The 23,057-nt window shown below is 71.3% G+C and carries 23 protein-coding genes; 10 read left to right on the forward strand and 13 right to left on the reverse strand.

Translation table 11 applies throughout. The features are described 5' to 3' along the window. Nucleotides 1-45 precede the first annotated feature (45 nt). The 3 genes from clpA to DFH01_RS22150 form a co-directional block, all read right to left on the reverse strand. Nucleotides 46-2,400: an ATP-dependent Clp protease ATP-binding subunit ClpA gene (clpA, locus tag DFH01_RS22140; RefSeq protein WP_109872672.1), complete on the reverse strand. Its 2,355-nt coding sequence runs from the start codon at nt 2,398-2,400 to the stop codon at nt 46-48. 200 nt (nt 2,401-2,600) lie between these two features. Further along, a complete protein-coding gene (gene clpS, locus DFH01_RS22145) occupies nt 2,601-2,948 on the reverse strand; it encodes an ATP-dependent Clp protease adapter ClpS (RefSeq protein ID WP_109872673.1) in 348 nt (115 codons plus the stop codon). A 285-nt stretch (nt 2,949-3,233) separates the two neighbouring features. Continuing rightward, the gene (locus DFH01_RS22150) at nt 3,234-3,752 is read right to left on the reverse strand and encodes a phasin family protein (RefSeq protein ID WP_109872674.1); all 519 of its coding nucleotides are present in this window, start codon (nt 3,750-3,752) and stop codon (nt 3,234-3,236) included. Between the two features lie 403 nt (nt 3,753-4,155). On the opposite strand from DFH01_RS22150, the gene DFH01_RS22155 reads away from it, so the two are divergent. Further along, nucleotides 4,156-5,319, forward strand: coding sequence for a D-alanyl-D-alanine carboxypeptidase family protein (locus tag DFH01_RS22155; protein WP_233256231.1), 1,164 nt, complete (start codon nt 4,156-4,158; stop codon nt 5,317-5,319). 14 nt (nt 5,320-5,333) lie between these two features. Here the strand turns inward: DFH01_RS22155 and DFH01_RS22160 are convergent, their stop codons facing one another. Further along, on the reverse strand, nt 5,334-6,434 hold the full coding sequence (locus DFH01_RS22160) for a DSD1 family PLP-dependent enzyme (protein ID WP_109872675.1): 1,101 nt from the start codon (nt 6,432-6,434) through the stop codon (nt 5,334-5,336). A 14-nt stretch (nt 6,435-6,448) separates the two neighbouring features. Beyond that, nucleotides 6,449-7,546 carry an aminotransferase class V-fold PLP-dependent enzyme gene (locus DFH01_RS22165; RefSeq protein ID WP_109872676.1) on the reverse strand — a complete coding sequence of 366 codons (1,098 nt, stop codon included), beginning with the start codon at nt 7,544-7,546 and terminating at the stop codon, nt 6,449-6,451. 66 nt (nt 7,547-7,612) lie between these two features. On the opposite strand from DFH01_RS22165, the gene DFH01_RS22170 reads away from it, so the two are divergent. Then, nucleotides 7,613-8,779, forward strand: coding sequence for an acyl-CoA dehydrogenase family protein (locus DFH01_RS22170; protein WP_109872677.1), 1,167 nt, complete (start codon nt 7,613-7,615; stop codon nt 8,777-8,779). Beyond that, the gene (locus DFH01_RS22175) at nt 8,779-9,606 is read left to right on the forward strand and encodes an alpha/beta fold hydrolase (protein ID WP_109872678.1); all 828 of its coding nucleotides are present in this window, start codon (nt 8,779-8,781) and stop codon (nt 9,604-9,606) included. Before DFH01_RS22170 ends, DFH01_RS22175 begins: the two co-directional genes overlap by 1 nt. A 3-nt stretch (nt 9,607-9,609) precedes the next feature. Here DFH01_RS22175 and DFH01_RS22180 read toward each other — a convergent pair whose 3' ends face one another. Continuing rightward, complete coding sequence (locus tag DFH01_RS22180; RefSeq protein WP_109872679.1) at nt 9,610-10,170, reverse strand: PEP-CTERM sorting domain-containing protein; 561 nt, start codon at nt 10,168-10,170, stop codon at nt 9,610-9,612. A 66-nt stretch (nt 10,171-10,236) separates the two neighbouring features. After that, complete coding sequence (locus DFH01_RS22185; protein ID WP_109872680.1) at nt 10,237-11,166, reverse strand: sulfotransferase domain-containing protein; 930 nt, start codon at nt 11,164-11,166, stop codon at nt 10,237-10,239. 178 nt (nt 11,167-11,344) lie between these two features. Between DFH01_RS22185 and DFH01_RS22190 the strand changes: the two genes are divergently transcribed. The 4 genes from DFH01_RS22190 (at nt 11,345) to murA (ending at nt 14,392) form a co-directional block, all read left to right on the forward strand. Continuing rightward, nucleotides 11,345-12,310 carry a Bug family tripartite tricarboxylate transporter substrate binding protein gene (locus DFH01_RS22190; RefSeq protein ID WP_109872681.1) on the forward strand — a complete coding sequence of 322 codons (966 nt, stop codon included), beginning with the start codon at nt 11,345-11,347 and terminating at the stop codon, nt 12,308-12,310. Beyond that, entirely contained in the window at nt 12,307-12,507 is a 201-nt protein-coding gene (locus DFH01_RS22195) for a hypothetical protein (RefSeq protein ID WP_158287861.1), read from the forward strand. Before DFH01_RS22190 ends, DFH01_RS22195 begins: the two co-directional genes overlap by 4 nt. 62 nt (nt 12,508-12,569) lie before the next feature. Further along, the gene (gene dcd / locus DFH01_RS22200) at nt 12,570-13,124 is read left to right on the forward strand and encodes a dCTP deaminase (protein WP_109872683.1); all 555 of its coding nucleotides are present in this window, start codon (nt 12,570-12,572) and stop codon (nt 13,122-13,124) included. Nucleotides 13,125-13,129: 5 nt separating this feature from the next. Further along, the gene (murA, locus tag DFH01_RS22205) at nt 13,130-14,392 is read left to right on the forward strand and encodes a UDP-N-acetylglucosamine 1-carboxyvinyltransferase (protein ID WP_109872684.1); all 1,263 of its coding nucleotides are present in this window, start codon (nt 13,130-13,132) and stop codon (nt 14,390-14,392) included. A gap of 7 nt (nt 14,393-14,399) precedes the next feature. Here the strand turns inward: murA and DFH01_RS22210 are convergent, their stop codons facing one another. Continuing rightward, nucleotides 14,400-15,401: a manganese catalase family protein gene (locus tag DFH01_RS22210; protein WP_109872685.1), complete on the reverse strand. Its 1,002-nt coding sequence runs from the start codon at nt 15,399-15,401 to the stop codon at nt 14,400-14,402. Between the two features lie 150 nt (nt 15,402-15,551). On the opposite strand from DFH01_RS22210, the gene DFH01_RS22215 reads away from it, so the two are divergent. After that, nucleotides 15,552-16,535, forward strand: a complete 984-nt coding sequence (locus DFH01_RS22215; RefSeq protein WP_109872686.1) for an MBL fold metallo-hydrolase — start codon at nt 15,552-15,554, stop codon at nt 16,533-16,535. An 89-nt stretch (nt 16,536-16,624) separates the two neighbouring features. Next, the gene (locus DFH01_RS22220; RefSeq protein ID WP_109872687.1) at nt 16,625-17,773 is read left to right on the forward strand and encodes an endonuclease/exonuclease/phosphatase family protein; all 1,149 of its coding nucleotides are present in this window, start codon (nt 16,625-16,627) and stop codon (nt 17,771-17,773) included. A 9-nt stretch (nt 17,774-17,782) separates the two neighbouring features. On the opposite strand, the gene DFH01_RS22225 is transcribed toward DFH01_RS22220, so the two are convergent. After that, the gene (locus DFH01_RS22225; protein WP_109872688.1) at nt 17,783-18,211 is read right to left on the reverse strand and encodes an META domain-containing protein; all 429 of its coding nucleotides are present in this window, start codon (nt 18,209-18,211) and stop codon (nt 17,783-17,785) included. Beyond that, nucleotides 18,208-18,978, reverse strand: coding sequence for a short-chain dehydrogenase/reductase (locus DFH01_RS22230; protein WP_109872689.1), 771 nt, complete (start codon nt 18,976-18,978; stop codon nt 18,208-18,210). Before DFH01_RS22230 ends, DFH01_RS22225 begins: the two co-directional genes overlap by 4 nt. Nucleotides 18,979-19,076: 98 nt before the next feature. On the opposite strand from DFH01_RS22230, the gene DFH01_RS22235 reads away from it, so the two are divergent. Continuing rightward, a complete protein-coding gene (locus DFH01_RS22235) occupies nt 19,077-19,979 on the forward strand; it encodes a bestrophin-like domain (RefSeq protein WP_233256232.1) in 903 nt (300 codons plus the stop codon). Nucleotides 19,980-20,159: 180 nt separating this feature from the next. On the opposite strand, the gene glcE is transcribed toward DFH01_RS22235, so the two are convergent. Genes glcE through DFH01_RS22250 form a run of 3 tightly spaced genes read right to left on the reverse strand, consistent with a single transcriptional unit; the run spans nt 20,160 to nt 23,055 of the window. Continuing rightward, nucleotides 20,160-21,350 carry a glycolate oxidase subunit GlcE gene (gene glcE / locus DFH01_RS22240; protein ID WP_109872690.1) on the reverse strand — a complete coding sequence of 397 codons (1,191 nt, stop codon included), beginning with the start codon at nt 21,348-21,350 and terminating at the stop codon, nt 20,160-20,162. Next, a complete protein-coding gene (locus DFH01_RS22245) occupies nt 21,347-22,390 on the reverse strand; it encodes a phytanoyl-CoA dioxygenase family protein (RefSeq protein WP_109872691.1) in 1,044 nt (347 codons plus the stop codon). The genes glcE and DFH01_RS22245 overlap by 4 nt, the downstream gene beginning before the upstream one ends. Beyond that, nucleotides 22,387-23,055, reverse strand: a complete 669-nt coding sequence (locus DFH01_RS22250; RefSeq protein WP_109872692.1) for an EthD domain-containing protein — start codon at nt 23,053-23,055, stop codon at nt 22,387-22,389. The genes DFH01_RS22245 and DFH01_RS22250 overlap by 4 nt, the downstream gene beginning before the upstream one ends. Nucleotides 23,056-23,057: the final 2 nt, after the last annotated feature.

The following is a 23,057-nucleotide window of genomic DNA, read 5'->3' on the forward strand; positions in this document are numbered from 1 at the left end:
TCGCCAGCCTGGGGCGGGGCGTTACGAGCCCGCCGCGGAGCGGCGCTATTCTGCCGTCTCCGGCTCGCGCTCCGGCGCGTCGCCCTCGCCCTCCTCGGGCTTCGGCAGCGCCGGCGGCGCGGCCTCGATGTAGTCGAAGCCGAGCGTGCCATCCTTCAGCCCGACCTTCACCGCGCCGCCCTTGGCGAGCCTGCCGAACAGCAGTTCCTCCGCCAGCGGCTTCTTGATGTGCTCCTGGATCACGCGGGCCAGGGGCCGCGCTCCGTAGAGCGGATCGTAGCCCTTCTCCGCCAGCCATTCCCGCGCGGCGGAGGAGAGCTCGATCGTCACGTTGCGGTCGGCGAGCTGCGCCTCGAGCTGCATGACGAACTTGTCCACCACGCGCGCCACGATCTCCTGGTTGAGGCCGGCGAAGGAGATCACGGCATCGAGGCGGTTGCGGAATTCCGGCGTGAAGAGCCGCTGGATCGCCTCCTGGTCCTCGCCCACCCGCGTCTCGCGGCCGAAGCCGATCGCGGGCTTGGCCAGGTCGGCGGCGCCCGCATTCGTCGTCATGATCAGGATGACATTGCGGAAATCCACCGTCTTGCCGTTGTGGTCCGTCAGCTTCCCGTGGTCCATCACCTGCAGCAGGATGTTGTAGAGATCCTGGTGCGCCTTCTCGATCTCATCGAGCAGCAGCACGCAATGCGGATGCTGGTCGATGGAATCGGTCAGCAGGCCGCCCTGGTCGAAGCCGACATAGCCGGGCGGCGCGCCGATCAGGCGGCTGACGCTGTGCCGCTCCATGTATTCCGACATGTCGAACCGGATCAGCTCGATGCCGAGCGTCTTCGACAGCTGCTTCGCCACCTCGGTCTTGCCGACGCCGGTCGGGCCCGCGAACAGGTAGTTGCCGATCGGCTTCTCCGGATCGCGCAGCCCCGCGCGGGACAGCTTGATCGCGGCCGACAGCGCCTCGATCGCCTTGTCCTGCCCGAAGACCATCGCCTTCAGGTCGCGCTCGAGGTTCTTCAGCACCTCCTTGTCGTCGGCGCTGACCGACTTGGGCGGGATGCGCGCGATCTTCGCGACGATCTCCTCCACATCCTTCAGCGTGACCGTCTTCCGGCGCTTGTTCTCCGGCAGCAGCATGCGGGAGGCGCCGACCTCGTCGATCACGTCGATCGCCTTGTCCGGCAGCTTGCGGTCATGGATGTACTTCGCGGAAAGCTCCACCGCGGCGCGGATCGCCTCCGGCGTGTAGCGGACCTTGTGGTGCTTCTCGTAGTTGGTCTTCAGGCCCTGCAGGATCTTCACCGCATCCTCGACCGTCGGCTCGTTCACGTCGATCTTCTGGAAGCGGCGGACCAGCGCGCGGTCCTTCTCGAAGTAGTTGCGGTATTCCTTGTAGGTCGTGCTGCCGATGCAGCGCAGCGTGCCCTGCGCCAGCGCCGGCTTCAGCAGGTTGGACGCATCCATCGCGCCGCCGCTGGTCGCACCCGCACCGATCACCGTGTGGATCTCGTCGATGAAGAGGATCGAGCCCGGCTGGTTCTCCAGCTCGTTCACCACTGCCTTCAGCCGCTCCTCGAAATCGCCACGATAACGCGTGCCGGCGAGCAGGCTGCCCATGTCGAGCGCGTAGATCGTGGACTTCAGCAGCACCTCGGGCACGTCGCCCTCGACGATGCGCTTGGCGAGCCCTTCGGCGATGGCCGTCTTGCCCACGCCCGGATCGCCCACATAAAGCGGGTTGTTCTTCGTGCGGCGGCAGAGGATCTGGATCGTCCGCTCGATCTCGCTGTCGCGGCCGATCAGCGGGTCGATCTTGCCCTGCTGCGCCTTCTTGTTGAGGTTGACGCAGTAGTTGGAGAGCGCGTCCTGCCCGCGGCCGCCGCGCTGCGGCTTCTCTTCCTTCTCGGGTGCTTCCTCGTTGTTGTTCGGCGTCTGGCTGCCCTGGACGGGGCGGGTGGTGGACCGGCCCGGCGCCTTCGCGATGCCGTGGCTGATGAAGTTCACCGCATCCAGCCGCGTCATGTCCTGCAGCTGCAGGAAATACACGGCATGCGACTCGCGCTCGCTGAACAGCGCGACCAGCACGTTGGCGCCGGTCACCTCGTCGCGGCCGGAGGATTGCACATGGATCGCGGCGCGCTGCACCACGCGCTGGAAGCCGGCGGTCGGCTTCGCATCGCCGGCACGGTCCGAGACCAGCCCGGCCAGGTCCTTGTCCAGGAACTCGGACAGGTCGCGCTTCAGCTTCTCGGCGTCCACGCCGCAGGCGCGCAGCACGGTGGCGGCGTCCACATCGTCGGCGAGGGCGAGGAGCAGGTGCTCGAGGGTGGCATATTCGTGCCGGCGCTCGTTCGCGAGACCGAGGGCGCGGTGGAGCGTCTGCTCGAGGTTGCGGGACAGCATTGGCTTGACGCTCCCTAACGGGTGGCCGAGGCGCTCAACGGAGCGCCCCCGCCCGGGTTGCCCACCATGTGGTCACTCCCTCCCCCTTGCGACAGAGGCGCCCCCGCTTCTTGCGTCGGGTCACGCAACCGCCCGAAGTTCCACGTTTCCGGCCGGCCGGGTGGGTGCCCGGGACGGTTCGGTGATCCGGCCGGGCCGGATCATTCCTTCTCGATGGTGCACTGGAGCGGGTGCTGGTTCTGCCGGGCCAGGTCCATGACCTGAGTCACTTTGTGCTCTGCGACCTCGTAGGTATAGACCCCGCACACCCCGACCCCGCGCCGATGCACATGCAGCATGATCCGGGTGGCCTCCTCCCGGCTCTTGCTGAAGAAGCGCTCCAGCACGTGGACGACGAATTCCATCGGCGTGTAGTCGTCGTTCAGCATCAGCACCTTGTACATGGACGGCTTGCGCGTCCTGGGCCGGGCCTTGACGACGACGCCGGTGTTCGGCCCTTCCGTGCCGCCGGTGCCGCCCTGCCCGTTCCGCTTGTCGGTATCGCTCATGCCTGTCCTGGGTGCGCGCCTTGTCGCCTGTCCTGAGAACCGGAACACGCCGCCGGCGATCGAGTGGCCGGATGGCGCGGAAGCCTCGGACCCCGTCCGCGGGTCTTCGGCTAGGATATCGGAGTATCCTGCCCTCAGTGAAGGGCTTGACGCCGCCTCCGGCATCAAAGGTGGGTCGGCGCCCCCTCCAACGCACGAAACCCGGCCGGGCTGCCCCGATGAGGGGGCATCCCGGCCGGGTCCGGCAAGGCGGTCCGGGCGCCGGGGCGCCCGGAGGTCATCGGATCAGGCCGCGAGCGGCTTGCCGAACTTCTCGACCGCGAGGGTCATGCGCGCGGTCAGCGGGGCGTAGGCCTGCTCGGCGAGCTTGAAGGTCGCCTCCTGCAGCTTCGCCGCCTCGCTCATGGAACGCTCCATGGAGGCCTTGGCGAAGGCGGCCTGGATGTCGGCGGCCTCCTTCAGGCTCTTCACGGCGGCCATCGCCTTGGCCGACTCCATCGCGTGGTCGGTCAGCGCCTGGGAAACGGCGAAGACCTGCTTGCCGATGTCCTGCATGCCGACCGCGAAGGTCTGGGCCGCCTTGGTCATCGCTTCCATGTTGCCGCGGCCGAACTCCGCCGCTTCCTCGGCCGCCTTGAAGAAACCCTCGGCCGTCTTCGTCACCTGCTCCATGTTCTTCTCCATCGTCGCGCGCGCCTGGCCGGCGCCGTCTTCCATGAACTTCTTCGCCTGCGCCGCATCCTTCGCGGCGTTGTCCGTCACCAGCGCGATCGAGCGCTTGCCTTCCTTCGGTTCCGCGGCCATTGCCCGCTCCTTCACCCTGTCTTGCGACACGGCCTGGGCGGCCGGCCGGGAGCCGAACTCCCGGCCCCGAGGACTTTGCTGCACCGCAGCACGCGAGGCTTCTAGACCGCTGCGACACGGGGCCGCAAGCATTTTTTGCAGTGCAGCATGAAAGCTGCCGTATCACAGCTGCGTGCAGCCGCAACCCGTCCGGGCTCGCCCCGCGGACATCATGCGACCGGATGCCAAGAGCGCCCGCCAAGCCTCTGCGCTAACAAAGAGTTCCGTATACGTGCCGCTATACAGGCCGGGTCGGAATCCCCTAGGCTTCCAGGATTGGCGCGGCACGGGGGGTGCCGCGGCAGGGGGACCAAGACGGATGCGCCCAGGCCTGGCCCTGCGCGCAGGCCTTGTGGCCTGCGCCATGTTCGCCACTCTTGCGGGCATTGCCGCCGCGCCGGCACGCGCCCAGATCGGCAGCGAGCGGTACGCGGCGATCGTGCTCGACGCCCGCAGCGGCACCGTGCTGGCCGCCGCCAATGCCGACGAGCAGCGCCATCCTGCCTCGCTCACCAAGATGATGACGCTCTACATGGTCTTCGAGGCCCTGCGGGAAGGCCGGCTGCAGCTCGATTCCCGCATCCCGATCTCCGAGGAGGCGGCCTCCCGCCCACCCTCCAAGCTCGGCGTGCCGGCCGGCCAGTCCATCTCGGTCGAGCAGGCGATCCTCGCCCTGGTGACGCGCTCGGCCAACGACGTCGCGACCGCGGTCGGCGAGCGACTCGGCGGGACGGAGTACCGCTTCGCCCAGATGATGACGCTGCGCGCCCGCTCCCTCGGCATGAACCGCACCCTGTTCCGGAACGCCTCCGGCCTGCCCGATCCCCAGCAGGTGACCACCGCGCGCGACATGGCCACGCTCGGCCAGCGGCTGATCCAGGACTTCCCGAACCGCTACCACTATTTCGGCGTGACCCATGCGGAGTTCGGCGCCATCCGCATCCGCAACCACAACCGCATGCTGCAGACCTATGAGGGCGTGGACGGCATCAAGACCGGCTACATCAACGCCAGCGGCTTCAACATCGTGACCAGCGCGACGCGCGGCAACCGGCGCCTGGTCGGCGCCGTCTTCGGCGGCAGTTCCTGGGTGGAGCGCGATACCCACATGGCCGCGCTGCTCGACCAGGGCTTCGACCGGCTCGGCCTCGCCAATGCCGCTCCCGGCGGCACCGGCATCCTGCGCACGGCGCAGGCCGCGCCCCTCCCCCGCGCCCAGGCGGCGACGACGCGCACCGCTGCCCAGACCCGGCGCGCCACCACCCGCCAGGCCAGCACCCGCCAGGCCACCACCCAGCGCAGCGCATCCCGTCAGGCGGCGACCCGGCAACAGGCGACACGCGCCACCGCAAGCCGCCAGACCGCCCGCACCACGCGGCGCGAGGCCACGGCGCGCGGCGCCGCCACCACGACTCGCACCGCCACCGTCCGTGCCCGCGGCTCCCAGCCGCGCACCGCCTCTGCGGCGCAGACCGCGACGCCGCCGCGCAGCGCCGCCCGCACCACCCGGCGCACTCCGCAGCGCTGAGGCGCCGCCGGGTATCAGGCCATCGCGCCGCGGGCGCTGATCGGCCAGAGGCACTCCACCCGGCCCTTCCGCACGCCGACATACCAGTCGTAGCGATCCACCGTCGGGTCGCAATGCCCGGGCACCAGCCGCACCTTCTCGGCCAGCCGCGGCACGCCTTCGCCCAGCAGCGTGCCGTGCTCATCGGCCGCGCGGGCATAGGCGACGCCCGGAAAGCCATGGACCAGCGGCATGCCGGAATCGGTCGGCAGCGCCTTGTGCCCCGCATCCACCACCGCGACGCCCGCGCGCGGCGCGCTCATCACCTGCGCCAGCACGAACAGCGCCTGGCGGAAGGGCGGCGGGTCGTCGTTGCGGGCATAGTCGGCATCCATGAAGGCGTAGGAGCCGGCCTGGATCTCGGTCCAGACGCCGCTCGCCGCCTCCAGCGCGAAGGTGCCCGTGCCGGCTCCGCCGACGATGGCGCAATCGAGCCCACGCTGGCGGCACTGCTCAACCGTGCGCCGCGTGCCATCCGTGGCGGCGGCGATGGCGGCGACGCGCTCCTCCGGCCGGCGCTTGTGCTGGGCGCTGCCGTGATAGGCCTGCAGCCCGCCGAAGATCAGGTGCGGGCTCGCTGCGATGCGCTCCGCGAGCGCCACCGCCGGCGGGCCGGGCTCCACACCGCAGCGGCCGGAGCCGACATCGATCTCCACCAGCACGGTCATGCGCAGCCCGGCCGCCTCGGCAGCCGCCTCGATGGCCGCGATCCCGGCCTCGTCATCGGCGCAGACCGCGACCTTGGCGATGCGCGACAGCGCCGCGAGGCGGGCCAGCTTGCGCGGCGCGATGACCTCGTTGCTCACCAGGATGTCCGGCACGCCGCCCCAGGCCAGCGCCTCGGCCTCGCCCACCTTCTGCGTGCAGTTCCCGACCGCGCCGCGGCGCATCTGCTGCAGCGCCACCACCGGCGACTTGTGCGTCTTGGCATGCGCGCGCAGCTTCGTGCCGGTCGGCGCCAGCAGCGCGGCCATGGTGTCCAGGTTGTGCTCGAAGGCATCGAGGTCGAGCAGCAGCGCGGGTGTGTCCACATCCTCCTCGCGCATGCCGGGTTCCGCCGGCGGCCGTTGCAGCATCTTTTTCGCGTTCCTCAGAGAGCGTGGTGAAGGGCGTCCATGATGCGGTCGAGCTCGGCCGCGTCGTTGTAGCCGTGGAAGCTGAAGCGGATGCGGCCGCGGCCGTTCCAGGCCAGCACGGCCTGCTCCGCCATGGCGGCGACGATGGGCGCGGCGCGCTCATGCGCGATGCAGATATTGGCGCCGTGCCGCGCCGGATCGCGTGGCGTGGTGGAGGCGATGCCGGCGGCATCGAGCCGCGCCAGCAGACCGGTGGTCAGCCCCTGCACATGCGCCGCGACGGCGCCACGCGGAAACGCCTCGAGAAAATCGAGCGCCGCATGCATGACGTAGGCGCCCGCATGGCTCGGATTGCCGCGGGTGAACCGCCCGGCATCTGCGCGCAGCGCGACAGGCTGCGACCAGTCGGGCCTGCCCGCCATCGCGATGGAATACCACCCCGCTGTCGCCGGCGCCCAGCCCGGCTGCCGCGCGCGGTTCCAATACGCCACCGCGATCCCGGTGATCCCGAGCATCCATTTATAGCAGGCGGAGAAGGCGAAATCGGCGACCGAGGCCTCGATGGGCATCCAGCCGCTCGCCTGGGTGAAGTCCACCACCAGCATCGCGCCCGCGCCGTCCGCCGTGCGCCGCAGCGCCGCCAAGTCGTGGCGCCTGCCATCCACCATGGAGACGGCGCTGACCGCGATCATCCGCGTGCGCCCGTCGCACGCCGCCGCCACGGACTCGGCATCCATCATGTCCGCGAAGCGCAGCGTCACGCCGCGCCGCAGCGCCAGCGGCGCGACGACGGAGGGATACTCGTCCGCGGCAACCACCACGTTGTCGCCCACACGCCAGTCCAGGCTCTCCACCAGGATGGACATGCCCTCCGCCACCGAGGAGACCAGCCCGATCTCCGCCGGCGCCACCGACCAGAAGGCCGCCAGCCGCGCGCAGAGCCGCTCCGCCTCCTCGTCCACACGCGGGCGGCTCGCAGGACCCATGGACTTGTCGGCGCCGTAGCGGTCGAAGGCCGCCGCATGGCTGCGCAGCACCGGCGTCTCGCCTCCGGCGCAGACATGCACCGTGCCGGGCGGTATGCGGAAGGCGCCAGGGTCGAACAGCGGCAAGCCGGCCTCGCAGGGTTGCGTCCGCCGCCGAGACTGGCACGGTCGGGAGGAAGGAAACAGACCGGCATGGATTTCAGCGAAACCGACACCCAGCGTTCCGTGCGCGAGGCGATGGAGCGGCTCTGCGCCCGCTTCGGCGACGCCTACTGGCTCGATTGCGACAAGGCGCACCGCTTTCCCCACGAGTTCCACAAGGCGATGGCCGAGGAAGGCTGGCTCGGCATCTGCATGCCGGAGGCGGTGGGCGGCGCCGGCCTCGGCGTGGCGGAAGCCAGCGTGATGATGCAGGCCATCGCGCAATCCGGCGCCGGCATGACCGGCGCCTCCGCCGTGCACATGAACATCTTCGGCCCGATGCCCGTGGTCGTGTTCGGCACGGATGAGCAGAAGGCCCGCATGCTGCCCCCGCTGATCGCGGGGACGGAGAAGGCCTGCTTCGCCGTCACCGAGCCCAACACCGGCCTCGACACCACACGATTGAAAACCTTTGCGGAGCGCCGCGGCGACCGCTACGCGGTGAACGGCCAGAAGGTGTGGATCAGCACCGCCCAGGTCGCCGACCGCGTGCTGCTGCTGGCCCGCACCACGCCACTCGATCAGGTGAAGAAGCGCAGCGAGGGCCTCTCGCTGTTCTACACCGCGCTCGACCGGTCCCGCGTGGAGGTGCGCGAGATCCCCAAGATGGGCCGGCACGGCGTGGATTCGAACCAGCTCTTCCTCGACGGCCTCGAAGTCCCACTGGAGGATCGCATCGGCGAGGAAGGCAAAGGCTTCGACTACATCCTGCACGGCATGAACCCCGAGCGCATCCTCGTCGCCGCGGAAGCCGTCGGCATCGGCCATGCCGCCATCGCCCGCGCCGCCTCCTATGCGAAGGAGCGCGTGGTGTTCGGCCGCGCCATCGGACAGAACCAGGGCGTGCAGCATCCCCTCGCCGCCTGCTGGATGAAGCTGGAGGCCGCGCGGCTGATGACGATGCAGGCCGCCTGGCGCTACGACCAGGGCCTCCCCTGCGGCGCCGAGGCCAACGCGGCGAAATGGCTCGGCGGCGAGGCCGGTTTCGAGGCCGCGCAGACCGCCGTGATGACGCTCGGCGGCTATGGCTACGCGCAGGAATTCCACCTGGAGCGGCTGCTGCGCGAGAGCTTCATCCCGCGCATCGCGCCGGTCTCGCCCCAGCTCATCCTCTGCCACATCGCCGAGCGCGTGCTCGGCCTTCCCAAGAGCTACTGATGCATATCCTGGACGACCTCATCGCCAAGGCCACGCGCCACGAGACGCCCTGCGGCGGGGGCCGCATGGTCTGGCATGCCTGGAACGAGGGCGCGGGCGATCCGCTGGTGCTGCTGCATGGCGGCAACGGATCCTGGCGGCACTGGGTCAGGCAGATCCCGCATTTCGCGTGCACCCGCCATGTGATCGCGCCCGACCTGCCCGGCCTCGGCGAGAGCGCCGACCTGCCCGGCGAGCAGGACCCGTTGCAGGTGGCGCGCGTGATGCTGCCCGGGCTGCGCGACCTGCTGCGCGGCCAGCGCGCCGATCTCGTCGGCTTCTCCTTCGGATCGAACGTCGCCGGGCAGCTCGCCGCCGCGATGGGCAACGAGCTGCGCACGCTGACGCTGGTCGGCGCCGCCGCGCTCGGCGTGCCGCGCAACCCGACCCCGCTCGAGAAGATCCGCGACAAGCAGGGCGAGGCGCGCATTGCCGCGCATCGCTTCAACCTGGCCTCGCTCATGATCGCCGACCCGGCGAAGATCGACGACCTCGCCCTCGCGATCCAGGAATGGAACACGGTGCATGCCCGCTTCCGCAGCCGCGGTTTCGCGGGCACTCCGCTGCTGAAGCAGGCGCTCGCGCGCACCACGCTGCCGCTGACGCTGATCTGGGGCGAGCTCGACCAGGTGGCGGTGGGCCACATCCATGAACGCTTCGCGGCGGCGCAGGAATCGCGGCCGGACGCGGTGCTCGAGGTGATCCCGGGCGCGGGGCACTGGACGGCGTATGAGGCGCCGGAGGAGCTGAACGCCGCGCTGGACCGCGCGCTGCGCCGCGCGCGCTGAGCGTCAGGCCGCGCGGCGCCGCGCCACGACCAGCCCCGCGAGGCCGGCCAGCAGCAGCCCGAGCGCTGCGGGGGCCGGCACCGGCGTCTCGACGATGGCGGCGCTGAAGGCGATCGGCAGCTCGGTGTTGCCGTTGCCGACCCCGTTGCTGAAGGGCGGCACGGAACGGAACTCCAGATAGCCGGGCGTCGGCAGGAAATCGGCGAAGAAGGGGTTGGCATAGGTGCCGTCCGCCATCGCGAAGCCGATGCCATGCGTGCTGAGTTGCGGCCTGGTCGTGCGTACCAGATTGTCCACCGCGAAGGGCGCGTTGCCGGGGATGGCGGTGCCGGTCGGCTGCAGCGCCGTGATGGCAATGCCGTTGCGCGTGCCGGTGATGCCGGTGATCGCGTAGAAGCCGCTGCCATCCGGCGTCTCGCCGGTGGTGAAAGTGCCGCTGGCGGCTATGCCGGCGCCGCTGTAGCTCCAGTTCCACAGCAGTTCGGCGCGCGCCTGCAGCGGCGTCGACAGCATCGCGGCGAGCAGGGCCGCCCCGATCACGCGCATGGCGTCGCTTCCGCGCATCCTTGCCTCCTGGCACGATGCGCGGAGCCTTGCCGATCCCGGCGCGCGGGTCAAACGCGCGGCTTGTCAGGCCGCCTGCGGCAGGTCGAAGGCGAAGCTGTCCATCGCCAGCCAGGCGGCGCAGGCCTCGCCGAGCTCGGCGCGCGCCATCGCCTCGTAGCGGCGGTTGTCCTCCGGCGTCAGCACGTCGCGCCAGCGGCCATTCGTGCCCTTGTGCACGAAGGTGCCGGCGCCGCCATCCCACAGCGCACCACCCAGCGGCACGGACTTCGTCGCATGCGCCTTCATCCAGGCGAAGCCGCACTGCTCCACGATGCGCGGAAAGCGCGCCTCGTCGATCGGGATGTCGAGGAACGCGGCGATCCGCCGGATCGCGCCAGGCAGGTCGGCCTTCAGCTCCGCGAAGTGCAGCAGCAGCATGTTGGGCAGCGCGCGGATCTCCCACCAGCTGCGGATGTTCTCCCAGAACGGCCAGAGCGGGTATCCGTCGCCCTCCAGCCAATCGAGGAAGAAGCGCCGCACATCGGCGGGCGGGCGGGGCATCTCCGGCCCGACGCGGCCCGGCGTGTCGTTCAGCAGCTGATAGAGCAGGTCGTTCGCGTTGGCGAAGTGGTTGTGCATGCTCCACACCACGTCGCGGCCGTCGCGCGCGATGTAGATGTATTTCGCCTTCGGCGACCAGACCAGCGCATCCACCGGCAGATGCGTCTTGATGAAGCGGCGATGCGCCTGCGCCTCCACCGCCGGCAGCTTCACATCCTTCGGCGGGATGCGCAGGTCCAGCCAGGGCGACATCTCCGCCACCTCCAGCCCGGCTTGGCCGTTGAAGATCAGCTGGGAGACGATCTGCTGCACCCAGGTGGTGCCGGACTTCGCATAGGTGCCGATGACGATGTCGTCGTCGCGGAACCGGAAGTCGTTCCAGATGGTGCTGTCCATGTGGTGGTTGTGGATTTCGCGCGTCTTGATCGGCCAGCCGGCCTCGTCGGTGTGCATGGTCCGCTTCCTTCCCTCCGGCGCCCGTCCGGCGTCGCGGCGGGGGTGATAGGCCCGCGCCATGTCACGCGGATGTCGCCAAGGGTTTCGCGTGTGACGGCGCGGCGGCGGCGCTGGCGGCGGCCGCCGCCCTGCTGTAGGGGAAAGGGACCGTCTGGAACCGAAAAGAGGCCCGAACATGCTGCACCGCCGCGCGCTTCTCGCCCTGCCCGCCGCCGCTGCGCTGGCCGCCCCAGGCGGCGCCCGCGCCCAGGCGGCATGGCCCGCCCGCAACGTGCGCGTGATCGTGCCCTTCCCGCCGGGCGGCACCACCGACGTCGTGGCCCGCCTCGTCACGCAGCGCCTCACCACGGTCCTCGGCCAGTCCTTCGTCATCGAGAACCGCGCCGGCGCCGGCGGGACGGTCGGCTCCGACGCCGTCGCGAAGAGCCCGCCGGACGGCTACGCCTTCGTCATCTCCAACATCGCCTCCCACGGCGTCGGGCCGAGTGTCTATCCCTCCATGCCCTATGACAGCGTGCGGGACTTCACCCATGTCGCGCTGATGGCGGAGGTGCCCTCCGTGCTGGTGGTGAACGTCAACTCGCCGATCCGCACGCTGGCCGACTTCATCGCCGCGGCGAAGGCGCGGCCCGGCATGACGGTGGGCTCGCCGGGCAACGGCACCTCCTCCCACGCCAAGCAGGAGATCCTGAAGCGCGCGGCGGGGATCGACCTGACGCATGTGCCCTATCGCGGCAGCGGCCCGATGATGAACGACCTCACGGCCGGCAACGTGGACGCGATGATCACCACCCTGGTCGAGGCGGGCCGCAACGAGCGCTTCCGCCTCATCGCCGTCACGGCGGCGGAGCGCGTGCCCGGCTGGCCGGACCTGCCCACCTTCAAGGAGCTCGGCTTCCCCGACCTCGTCGCCTCCACCTGGTTCGGCATCTCCGGCCCGGCGAACCTGCCGGCGCCGATCACCGAGAAGCTGAACGCCGAGGTCCTTGCCGCCCTCGCCCAGCCCGACATCGCGCAGCGCCTGCGCGAAGCCGGCGCCACCCCGCGGCGGATGAGCGCCGCCGAATACCAGGCCTTCGTCGCGTCGGAAGTCGCCCGCTGGCGCGCCGTGGTGCAGGCCGCGAACATCCGCGTGCAGTGACCGGCCCAGCCATGGAAGACCGCGAGCCGCCCGCCCCGCCCCGCCCCGCCGAGAGCCCCTCCGGGCAGCAGGCGCGGGCCGAGCGGGAGGCGCGGCTCGCCGCCGCCCTGCGCGAGAACCTGCGCCGCCGCAAGGCGCAGGCCCGCGCGCGCGCCGCCGGCCCCTCCACCGCCCCGGAGAAGCCCGGCGAGGACTGATTTACGCGGCGCGTCCCTTCCGCTAACCCGGCCGGAAGAGCGCCCCGGAGTTCGTTCCGCCCATGCCCATCATGCCCGACAGCTGGATCCGCCGCATGGCGACGGAACACGGCATGATCGCGCCCTTCGTCGAGAACCAGCGGCGGGAGGGCGTGATCTCCTTCGGCCTCTCTTCCTATGGCTACGACGCGCGCCTGGCCGACGAGTTCAAGATCTTCACCAACGTCGACAACGCCCTGGTGGACCCCAAGGCCTTCGACGAGCAGAGCTTCGTCAGCCGCAAGGGCGAGACCTGCATCATCCCGCCGAATTCCTTCCTGCTCTGCCACACGGTCGAATATTTCCGCATCCCGCGCGACGTGCTGGTGATCTGCCTCGGCAAGTCCACCTATGCCCGCTGCGGCCTGATCGTGAACGTCACCCCGCTGGAGCCCGAGTGGGAAGGCCAGGTGACGATCGAGATCAGCAACACCACGCCGCTGCCCGCCCGCATCTACGCGAACGAGGGCATCTGCCAGTTCCTGTTCCTGAAGGGCGAGGGCGCGCCTGAGGTCAGCTACGCCGACCGCAAGGGCAAATACATGGGCCAGCGCGGCGTCGCGCTGCCGAAGCTGTAGGACGTATGGACCGCATCCGCATCCGCGGCGGCAAGCCGCTGCACGGCGCCATCCCGATCAGCGGCGCGAAGAACGCGACGCTGCCGCTGATGGCGGCCGGCCTGCTCACCGACGGCCCGCTGGTGCTGGAGAACGCGCCCGACCTTGCCGACATCGCGACGATGGGCGCGCTGCTGGCGCAGCACGGGCTCACCGTCACGCATGACAAGGCGGCGCGGACCATCACCCTCTCGGGCGCCGCGACGAACCTGGAAGCGCCCTACGACATCGTCCGCAAGATGCGCGCGAGCGTGCTGGTGCTGGGCCCCCTGCTCGCCCGCTTCGGGGAGGCGAAGGTCTCGCTGCCCGGCGGCTGCGCCATCGGCACGCGGCCAGTGGACCTGCACCTCAAGGGCCTCGAGCAGATGGGCGCCGCCATCGAGCTCGACAGCGGCTACATCCACGCCAAGGCGCCGGCGGGCGGGCTGCGCGGCGCGCGCATCATCTTCCCGACCGTCAGCGTCGGCGCGACCGAGAACCTGCTGATGGCCGCGGCCCTGGCGGAAGGCACGACGGAGCTGGTCAACGCCGCGCGGGAGCCGGAGATCGGCGACCTTGCCATGTGCCTGATGCGCATGGGCGCGCGCGTGGAAGGCATCGGGACCGACCGCCTCACCGTCGAGGGCGTGCGCAGCCTCGGCGCCGCGACGCATCCGATCATCCCCGACCGGATCGAGGCCGGCACCTATGCCTGCGCCGCGGCGATCACCGGAGGGCAGGTCATGCTGGAAGGCGCACGCCTGGCCGATCTCGGCGCCGTGGTGCGCGTGCTGCGCGACGCCGGCGTGGATGTCGCGGAGCGCAATGACGGGCTGATGGTCAGCCGCCTCAACGGCCTGCACGGCACCGACGTGATGACGGAGCCCTTCCCCGGCTTCGCCACCGACATGCAGGCGCAGTTCATGGCGCTGATGTGCATCGCCGACGGCGCCTCCATGATCACGGAGACGATCTTCGAGAACCGCTTCATGCATGTGCCGGAGCTCATGCGCATGGGCGCGCGCATCAAGTATCACGGCCAGAGCGCCATCGTGCGCGGCGTACCGAAGCTCTCGGGCGCGCCGGTGATGGCGACCGACCTGCGCGCCTCCGTCAGCCTGGTGCTGGCCGGCCTCGCCGCGCAGGGCGAGACCATCGTCAACCGCGTCTATCACCTCGACCGCGGCTACGAGGCGGTGGAGCGCAAGCTCGCCGCGGTCGGCGCCGACATCGAGCGCATCGGCGCCTGATCCTTTTTCAGCTGCCCGGCGCGGCGAGGCCGGTCTGCGGGTAGCTGGACCAGTGCTGCTCGCCCTCGGGCGTTGCGGACTTCACCTCGCCGCTGCGGATGCGGCTGAGTTCCTCCTCCTTCGCGCGGACCTCCTCCGCCGTGTGGCTGCTACCGTCGGGGCGATGCTCGACCTCGCCCTTCGTCGCGACCACGTGCCGCTGCGGGTCGTCCACATAGGTCCAGTGCTCGCCCGCGCCCCAGGGCCCCTGCCCCTGGTTCCACGGCCCGCGCGCATCGGCGCCGTTCGACAGGTTGAAGTAGGTGTGGGTGTGCCGCGGATCGCCCTGCAGCACGCCTGGCGGGAAGTTCGGCTGGATGGTGTCGAGCGCCGCCTGGAACATCTTGAAATGCGCGATCTCGCGCGTCATCAGGAAGCTCAGCGTGTCGCGCACGCCCGGATCGTCGGTGAACTTCATCAGGTACTCGTAGACGATCTTCGCCCGGCTCTCGGCCGCGATGTCGCTGCGCAGGTCCACCGTCAGGTCGCCATTGGCGTTCACGTAGCTGCCTTGCCACGGCGCGCCCTGGCTGTTGGTCAACGCCGGCCCGCCGCCGGTCAGCACCAGGAATTGCGGGTTGAACAGCGCCTCGTGGATCAGCCGTTCCTTCTCGCCCTTGCCGCCGCTCATCAGCTTCGTGATCGGGTTCTCCGCCGCGGCCTCGCGCAGCGCCGAGATCGGCTCGGTGCCCGCCGCGTCCTTCAGCTCGCCGTTCACGCCGTCGAGCAGCATGGTGATCGTCGCGCCGACGATCTCGAGATGGGAAAGCTCCTCCGTCGCGATGTCCATGAGCAGGTCGTACTTGTCCGGGTACGGACGGCGCGCGGCGAAGGCCTGCACGAAATACTGCATCGCCGCCTTCAGCTCGCCATTGCCGCCGCCGAACTGTTCCAGCAGCAGGCGCGCGAAGCGCGGATCGGGACGCGTGACGCGGGCGTCGAACTGCAATTCCTTGGCGTGATGGAACATGGCGGGCTCCCCGGGCGCGGCCGTTCGCGCCTCTCCCGGCGTGAACCGGCGCCGGCACGCGCGGTTCCGCCCCGCCCCGCGTAACGTCCCCCTGGCCAGCCCGCGCCGCGCCGCGCAGCATGGCGGGGCGAGGGACGGAGGGTTCTCGGCATGCGGCTCGAACCGGTGGACCGCCTGGAGATCCAGGTGCTGGTGGACAACGTGACGGACAGCCTCTCCCGCGTGCCGCCCTTCGTCACGCGGGAATGGAACGTGCTCCGCCGCTTCGGCCTGGCGCGGACCAGCGGCGGCGCGCTCTGCTGCGCCAATCACGGCCTTTCGCTGGTTCTCACGCTGCATCGCGGCGACGCGCGGCATCGCTTCCTGTTCGACGGCGGCCCCGATCCCTACGCCATCGAGCGCAACGGCCCGAAGCTCGGCGTGCCCTTCGGCGAGATCGAGGCGGCGATGCTGAGCCACGGCCATTGGGACCATGCCGGCGGCATCCCGAAGGCGCTGGAGTTCATCACCGCCGCGAACGGCAACCGCCCCGTCCCGCTGTACCTGCATCCCGGCATGTTCCGCGAGCGCGGCGGCCGCCAGCCCGATGGCGGCGTCTTCCCGATGGACCGCGTGCCGCAACCGGCGGAGTGGCAGGCGATGGGCGCCGCACCGGTCGTGACGGAGAAGCCGCAATCGCTGTTAGAAGACCTGCTCTGGATCAGCGGCGAGATCCCGCGCCGCACGCCTTACGAGCGCGGCCTGCCTGGCCAGGTGGCGCGCGCCACCGAAGCCGATCCGTGGGAGAGCGACGAGTTGCTGATGGATGAGCGGTTCTGCGCCGTGCATCTCCGCGGCCGTGGCCTGGTCGTGTTCAGCGCCTGCTCCCATGCCGGCATCGTCAACGTGCTGCATGCGGCGCGCGAGAGCTTCCCGGACGTGCCGCTCTTCGCCGCGATGGGCGGGTTCCACCTCTCCGGCGAGAACGAGGCGATCATCCCGGAGACCGTCGCCGACCTCGCACAGTTCGACCTGCCGCTGCTCATCCCGGCGCATTGCACCGGCTGGCGCGCGGTGAACGCGCTGGAACGCGCCTTCGGCGAGCGCGTCGTGCCCGCCGCGGTCGGCAAGCTGTTCGTGCTGGCCTCCGCGTAGCGCATCGGGCCGGGCGGAACCGCGCCGCGGCCGACCGTGTTCGCTTCCGGGTGGCGCGCCATCGGGGCAGGCGCCGGGCGGAGGAGCGGATGGGCGGTTCCGGCCTTGCACGCCGTGCGAACCAATGGCTGCGCTACGCGCTTTTTGCCGCCGCGCTCGCGGGCGGCGTCGTCACCCTTCTGCCCGAGTTCCAGAGCAATGCCTGGTGGATCCGGCTGCTCGACTTCCCGCGCGTGCAGATCCTGGCGGTGCTGCTGGCGCTGCTGGTCCTGCTGCTCGCGCTGCCGGGCCGCTTCGCGCCCGGCAACCTGCTGGCGGCGCTCGTCACGCTGGTCTCCCTCGCCTGGCAGGCGGTGGTGCTGTTCCCCTACTCGCCGCTGTCGAGCCCGCGCATGATCGCCGCCGCGCCGTCCTGCCCGGATGAAAGGCGCCTCAGCGTCGTCGCCGTGAATGTGCAGATGACGAACGAGAATGCCGAGCGGCTCTTCGCCATCCTGCGCCGGGCCGATCCCGATCTCATCCTGCTGCAGGAGACGGACGCGTGGTGGGACGTGCGGCTGCGCGCGCTGCACGACCAATGGCCGCATGCGGCGCAGCAGGTGACGCAGAACTACTTCGGCATGCACATCCTCTCGCGCCATCCTCTGCGCGACCCCCAGGTCCGTCACCTCACCGGCTCGCGCAACCCGTCGATCTTCACCGGGATCGCGCTGCCCTCCGGCGACGTCGTGCGCTTCCTCGGCGTGCATCCGCGCCCGCCCCTGCCCGGGCAGAGCTCGGCGGAGCGCGACGGCCAGTTGCTCGCCGCCGCGCTCGCCGCGCGCGAATCGAAGGCGCCCGTGGTGATGGCCGGCGACTTCAACGCCGTGCCCTGGGACGAAGTGATGCACCGGACGGAGCGCATCGGCGGCCTGCAGGCGCCGCGCCTCGGCCGCGGCTGGCTGCCGACCTATCGCACCGGCTCCACGATCATGCGCTGGCCGCTCGACCACGTGCTGGCCGGGCCGCGCTTCACCCTGGCGGCGCTGGAGACGCTGCCGGATTTCGGCTCGGACCACTACCCGATCCTCGCCGGGTTCTGCCTGGTGCCGGAGGCCGCCGCGACTCAGCAGGCGCGGCCGCTGCGGCCCGGCGACCTGGACGCCGCGCGCGCGGCCGTCGCCGCCGCGCGCAACGAAGCCGCCCCGTCGCCGGAGCCGCCGGAAGGCAACCAGGTTCCGGAGCGGAACCCGGGCTGACGGCCAGCGCTACGGCGCGCGCCGCCAGATCTGCTGCCCGCCATCGGCGAACAGCTCCAGCCGCAGCGTGTCGCCCTGCCGGGCCCAGATGCGCACATAGGGCAGCTCCCGCCCGAGCCGCGCATCCAGCGAGCCCGGCGGGCACATCGCACGCGTCGTGGCGATCGGCCCGAATTCCAGCCGCCCGACACCGGGCTCCGCCTCGGTCGCGGTGTAGGTGCCGCGCCCGCGGTTGCAGTCCAGCCGGAAGGCGGCGTTGCCCTCCGCATCGAAGGCCAGGGTGTAGCGCGACGGATCGGGCACGCGCACCACGCCGATCGCGTCGTCCGAGGAGCGCAGCTCCACCAGCTCCCAGCTCGTGCCGGCGAGCGGCGGCACCGGCGCGGCCGCGGCGCAGCCGGCGAGCGCCAGCGCCAGCGCCGCGGCAGCCGCCCTCATCGGAACATCGCCCCGCCATCCACGTCCACGACCGTGCCGTTGACGTAGCCGCCGCGCGGCGAGGACAGGAAGGCGGCGAGGTCCGCGATCTCGCGTGGCTCGATGGCGCGGCCGAAGGGCAGGCCGGTCAGCGTCTCCGCCCATCGCGCCTCGTCGCCGAACTGCGTCTTCGCGTTGGTGCGCGCCAGCGTCATCATCCGGTCGGTGCGCGTCGCCGCGGGATTGATCCCGAACACGCGCACGCCGTTCGCCACCGAAGCGCCGCCGAGCGCGGAGGTGAAGGCGATCAGCGCCGCATTCGCCGTGCAGCCGGCGATGTAGCCCATGCGCGGCGTGCGCCCGGCCATGCCGATGATGTTGCAGATCACGCCCGCCTTCCGCGCCTCCATGCCCGGCAGGTAGAGCTGGCACATGTGGATGTAGCCGAGCAGCTTGAGGTCCCAGGCCGCGCGCCAGCGATCCATCGGGATGTCGGAAAGCCGCCCGCCCGGAATGGCGCCGGCGTTGTTCACCAGGATGTCCGGGTCGGGATGCGCCGCGTGCAGGCTGGCGCGGCCGGCGTCGGTCGAGAGATCGGCCGCGAAGGTCTCGACCTTCACCTGCGCCTTGCCGCGCACCGCGTCCGCCGCCCGGGTCAGCGCGGCCGCGTCGCGCGAGGCCAGGATGATGTCGCAGCCCGCTTCCGCGAAGCTTTCGGCGCAGGCGAGGCCGATCCCTTTCGATCCGCCGGTGACGAGCACGCGCTTGCCGCTGAGTCCGAGGTCCATCTGGCTGATCCCTGTCGAATGGTGCCGCAGCCTTCGGCCGCGGCCCGCATGCCCGTCAATCCCCCGCCGCGCCCCCACCGACCGCCAGCCCCTGGCGCATGCGCGCCCCCCTATGCACCGGCCGCGCGCCGCGCCAGACTTCGCTTCCGCCGGGCCCCTGCGCCCGCGCCGGAGTCGCCGTCATCAACGCCCTCGTCATCCAGATCGCCCAGTTCGGCATCGCGGCCTTCGCCGGGGTGCTCTTCCTGGCCCAGGTGCTGGCGCGGGAGATTGGGGTGTGGCTCGGCCGGCGCCGTGCTGCGGAACGCAAGCCGGAGGCGGAGGGCGTCGGCGTCATCGTCGGCGGGATGCTCGGGCTGCTCGCCTTCGTCCTCGCGCTGACCCTCTCCTTCTCGAGCGCCCGCTTCCAGGAGCGCCGCGACGGCACGCTGCAGGAGGCCAACGCGATCGGCACGGCCTGGCTGCGCGCCGAGGCGATCGACCATCCCCGCGCCGCCGCCGTCGCCCGGCTGCTCGAGACCTACGCGCCGGTCCGGCGCGACTATGTCTCGGCCCCGCTCGACAGCGTCGGCATCGCCGCCCTGGACGAGCGCACGGGCAGACTGCAGGCCGAGATCTGGGGGCATGTCGCCGCCCTGGTGCGGGAGCGCCCGGACCCTGTCGCGGCATCCCTGATGGCGGCGGTGAACGACGTGTTCGACACCGCGACGGCCGAGCGCATGGCGTTCAACACCGGCATGCCGCCCTCGCTGTTCTGGATGCTGATCGGCATGACGCTGGCGAGCATGGGGGCCCTCGGCTACCAGCTGGGGCTCCGGGGTTTGCGGCTGCGACAGCTGAGCTTCGTGCTGATCGCGATGTGGACGGTGGTGATGACGGTGATCCTGGACCTCGGTTCGCCGCGGCTCGGCAATGTGCGGACCGGCAGCGCCGTCTATGACTGGACCATCGAGGGCTTTCGCGGCGGCACCACGATCCCGCCGCTGCCGCAGGCGCGCTGAACGTCGCGGGCCGCGCCGTCTTCACGGCATCCGTCTTCACGCATCCTTCGCGATTCTGCCGCCATGATGCCATCGCCGGGCGTGCAAAAGCCGCCCGCCGGTTACCCGGGCCGATTCCGGCCTGGACATGGCGCCGGGCGCGAGGCCACACGGCCCCGCCCGGCGCCATAGACCACTTGATCAGCCGGCCCGCATCCGCCCCGGATTGAGCACGCCCGCAGGGTCCAGCGCCGCCTTCACCCGCGCGCCGATCACGGCCAGCGCGGGCGGTTCCTCGGGCAGCACGGCGACGGCCGCGCGCAGCGGCTCGGGGGCGCGGAACAGGGTGAAGGTGCCGCCGGCGGACGTCGCCACATCCATCACCGCCGCATGCCGCGAAGCCGTCGCCGCGCCGGCGATCCACACCAGCCCGCCGCCCCAGTCCAGAAGGCAGCGCGCCCCGGCCTGCGCCATCGCCGCGACCACGCCCGGCCCCGCCGAAGGCCGTACGGAGATGCGCCAGATGGCTTCCTCGGGCGCAGCGCCGAGCGGGCCGGCATCGCGGATGGAGCCCCACAGGTCGCGCGATTCGCCATCTTCCAGCACGCGCACATCGCCGAAGCGCGCCAGATCCTCCGCAAGGCGTCCGGACCGATAGGCAACGGAGTCGGAAAAATCCTCGAGGCGCAGGAAGGCCACGTGGTTGGCCGGGCCGTCCGGGCCGCAGAAGGCCGGGATCAGTGCCGCGCCGCTCACGCCATAGGGGCTGCCGAGGCCGGCGCTCAGCGCCTTCACCCCGGTCGCGACATCCGCCACGCGCACGCCGATGCTGGCCGAGGCTTCGGGCGCCGGCAGCACCTTCAGCGTCACCTCCGTCAGCACGCCGAGCGTGCCGTGGCTGCCGGCGAGCAGCTTGCAGAGATCGAGGCCCGTGACGTTCTTCAGCACGCGCCCGCCCGAATGGATCACCTCGCCCGCGCCGTTGACGAAGCGGATGCCGAGCAGGTGGTCGCGGATCGCGCCCGCGCTGATCCGCCGCGGCCCAGAAAGGTTGGTCGCGACCACGCCGCCGATCGTCGCCCCTTCCGCCACGCCGAACAGCGCGCGCGTGTCCGGCGGCTCCGGCGCCAGCGCCTGGCCCTTCTCGGCCAGCGCAGCCTCGATCTCATCCAGCGGCGTGCCGGCGCGGGCGGAGATCACGAGCTCCGTCGGGCGATAGAGCGTGATGCCGGTGAGGTTGCGCGCCGAGAGGGTGCGCGCCGCCTGCACCGGGCGCAGCAGCGCGCGCTTGGTGCCGCGGCCCTCGATGGCCAGCGGCTCCCGCGCGGCGGCGGCGGCGGCAATCGCCTCGGCGATGCCGGCCTCGTCGGCGGGGGCGAGATCGGCGCTCATTGCCGGGCCTCCATGCGGTCGCGGGCCTCCATGCGGTCGAAGGCACCACGCGGCGCCGGCCGCCAGACCGGGCGCAGCAGGCCGAGCGGGGCCAGGATGTCCTGCAGCCACCACTGCAGCAGCACCTTGCGGCGGCGGATCGCCGGCACAAGCCGCTCCAGCGGCGCGCCGGCGAAGTGGCGGAAGGGGCTTGGCCGGCCCGTGGCGTAGATCTCCACCCGGATGGAGGCGGTGGCGCTGTCGCCGCGGGCATGCAGGCCGAAGGTGTCGGCCACCACCAGCGTGTTTGCCGGCACGGCGAAGCGGCGGGCCGGCGGCAGGCCGAGGCGCGGCAGCATCGCCGGCCGCAGCCGAAACGCCCCCCCCGAGCGCCGCGCCGCCGCGCGCCGGCTCTCGGCCCGCTGCCAGGCGAGCCGCCGGCGGGTGAGGCGGTGGGAGCCAGGGACATAGGTCAGCGGGCCATCGCTTTCGGCGACGTCGTGCAGGAAGAACCAGGCCTTCATGGTCGGATGGAATGTGTCCATGTGCAGCGAGGTCTGCGGATCGGCCTCGCCCGGCACGGCGTGGGAGAGGATGGTCTGAACCGCGACCATCGGCTCGGCGCCGGAGCTTGCGACGAAGCGCGTCAGGCCGCGCCAATCCGGATGGTCGAGCAGCGCCGCCAGTCCCGGGTTGCGCGACAGCACCGCGGGCGTCAGCGGGATGCGCCGCGTCACCGCATCGCCCTCGCGCATCTCGCGCGAGGCAGCGGGCAGAGCGGCAACTTCGGCGCGGAGCGCCGCGAAGGCCTCCGGCGGCAGGAAGCCGCGCTTCTCCACGAAGCCGTCGCGCGCGAAGGCAGCGCGGTCCGCGGGCGAGACGAGATGTGCGAGGCGACGGCGGCGGCCCTCGGCGAGGCGCATCGCCAGCCGGGTGCGCCACACATGCAGCCCGCGCGCATTCAGCCAGGACGACCCGATGACGGGGTGGGCGAAGCTCTTCGCGGCGCTGAACACCGCGAGCGCCTGCCACGGCAACAGGAGGAGGCGCAGCGGATTCATGCCGCCGCCTTCAGCACATGCTCGGTGGTGTAGAGCCGCGTCGCGCGCAGCAGGAAGTGGCCGACGTCATGCGCGATGGCGGCACGGCCGGCCTCGCTGTCGAACCAGCGGGTCGTCATCGCCTCGACCGAGGGGAAGTGCAGCTCGGCGATGCCGTGGAAGCCGGCGGAGCCGTCCACCACCCAGTCGCGCACATAGCGCGCCATGCCGATGTGCACGCGCTTCGCCAGTGGCGCGTGATGCGCCCAGAGGCGCCGCGCGGCAGCCTCCGGCAGGTCGGGCTGGAAGGTCATCAGCGAGAGGAACTTCACGCCCGGCGCGCGGCCGATGGGGCGGGGCAGCTCGTCCTTCTCGACGGTCTCCTCCACGCGCACCGCGACGCGCGGCAGGTCGCCGAGGAAGGCGCGTGCGGCGTCCAGCGCGGCGTCATCGCCCCAGCAGTCGAAGACCGCGTCGAAGTCGGGTGCGCCGGAAGGGGCCGCGGGCTCGCCCGGGCGCTGCCAGGGCGGCATGGCGGGCGTCGCGTCCACCAGGTCGAGCGAGAGCGCGGCGAGCGCCGGCACGGCATCGCGCAGCGCGGGCGCGGTCCCGGCCAGCAGCCGCGCGCGGAACGCCGCGCGGTCTTCGCCGGCCGGCGCGGCGAGCAGGAAGCGCTGCTTCGCCACGG

It is taken from the genome of Falsiroseomonas bella (genome assembly GCF_003173615.1).
Classification (GTDB): domain Bacteria; phylum Pseudomonadota; class Alphaproteobacteria; order Acetobacterales; family Acetobacteraceae; genus Falsiroseomonas; species Falsiroseomonas bella.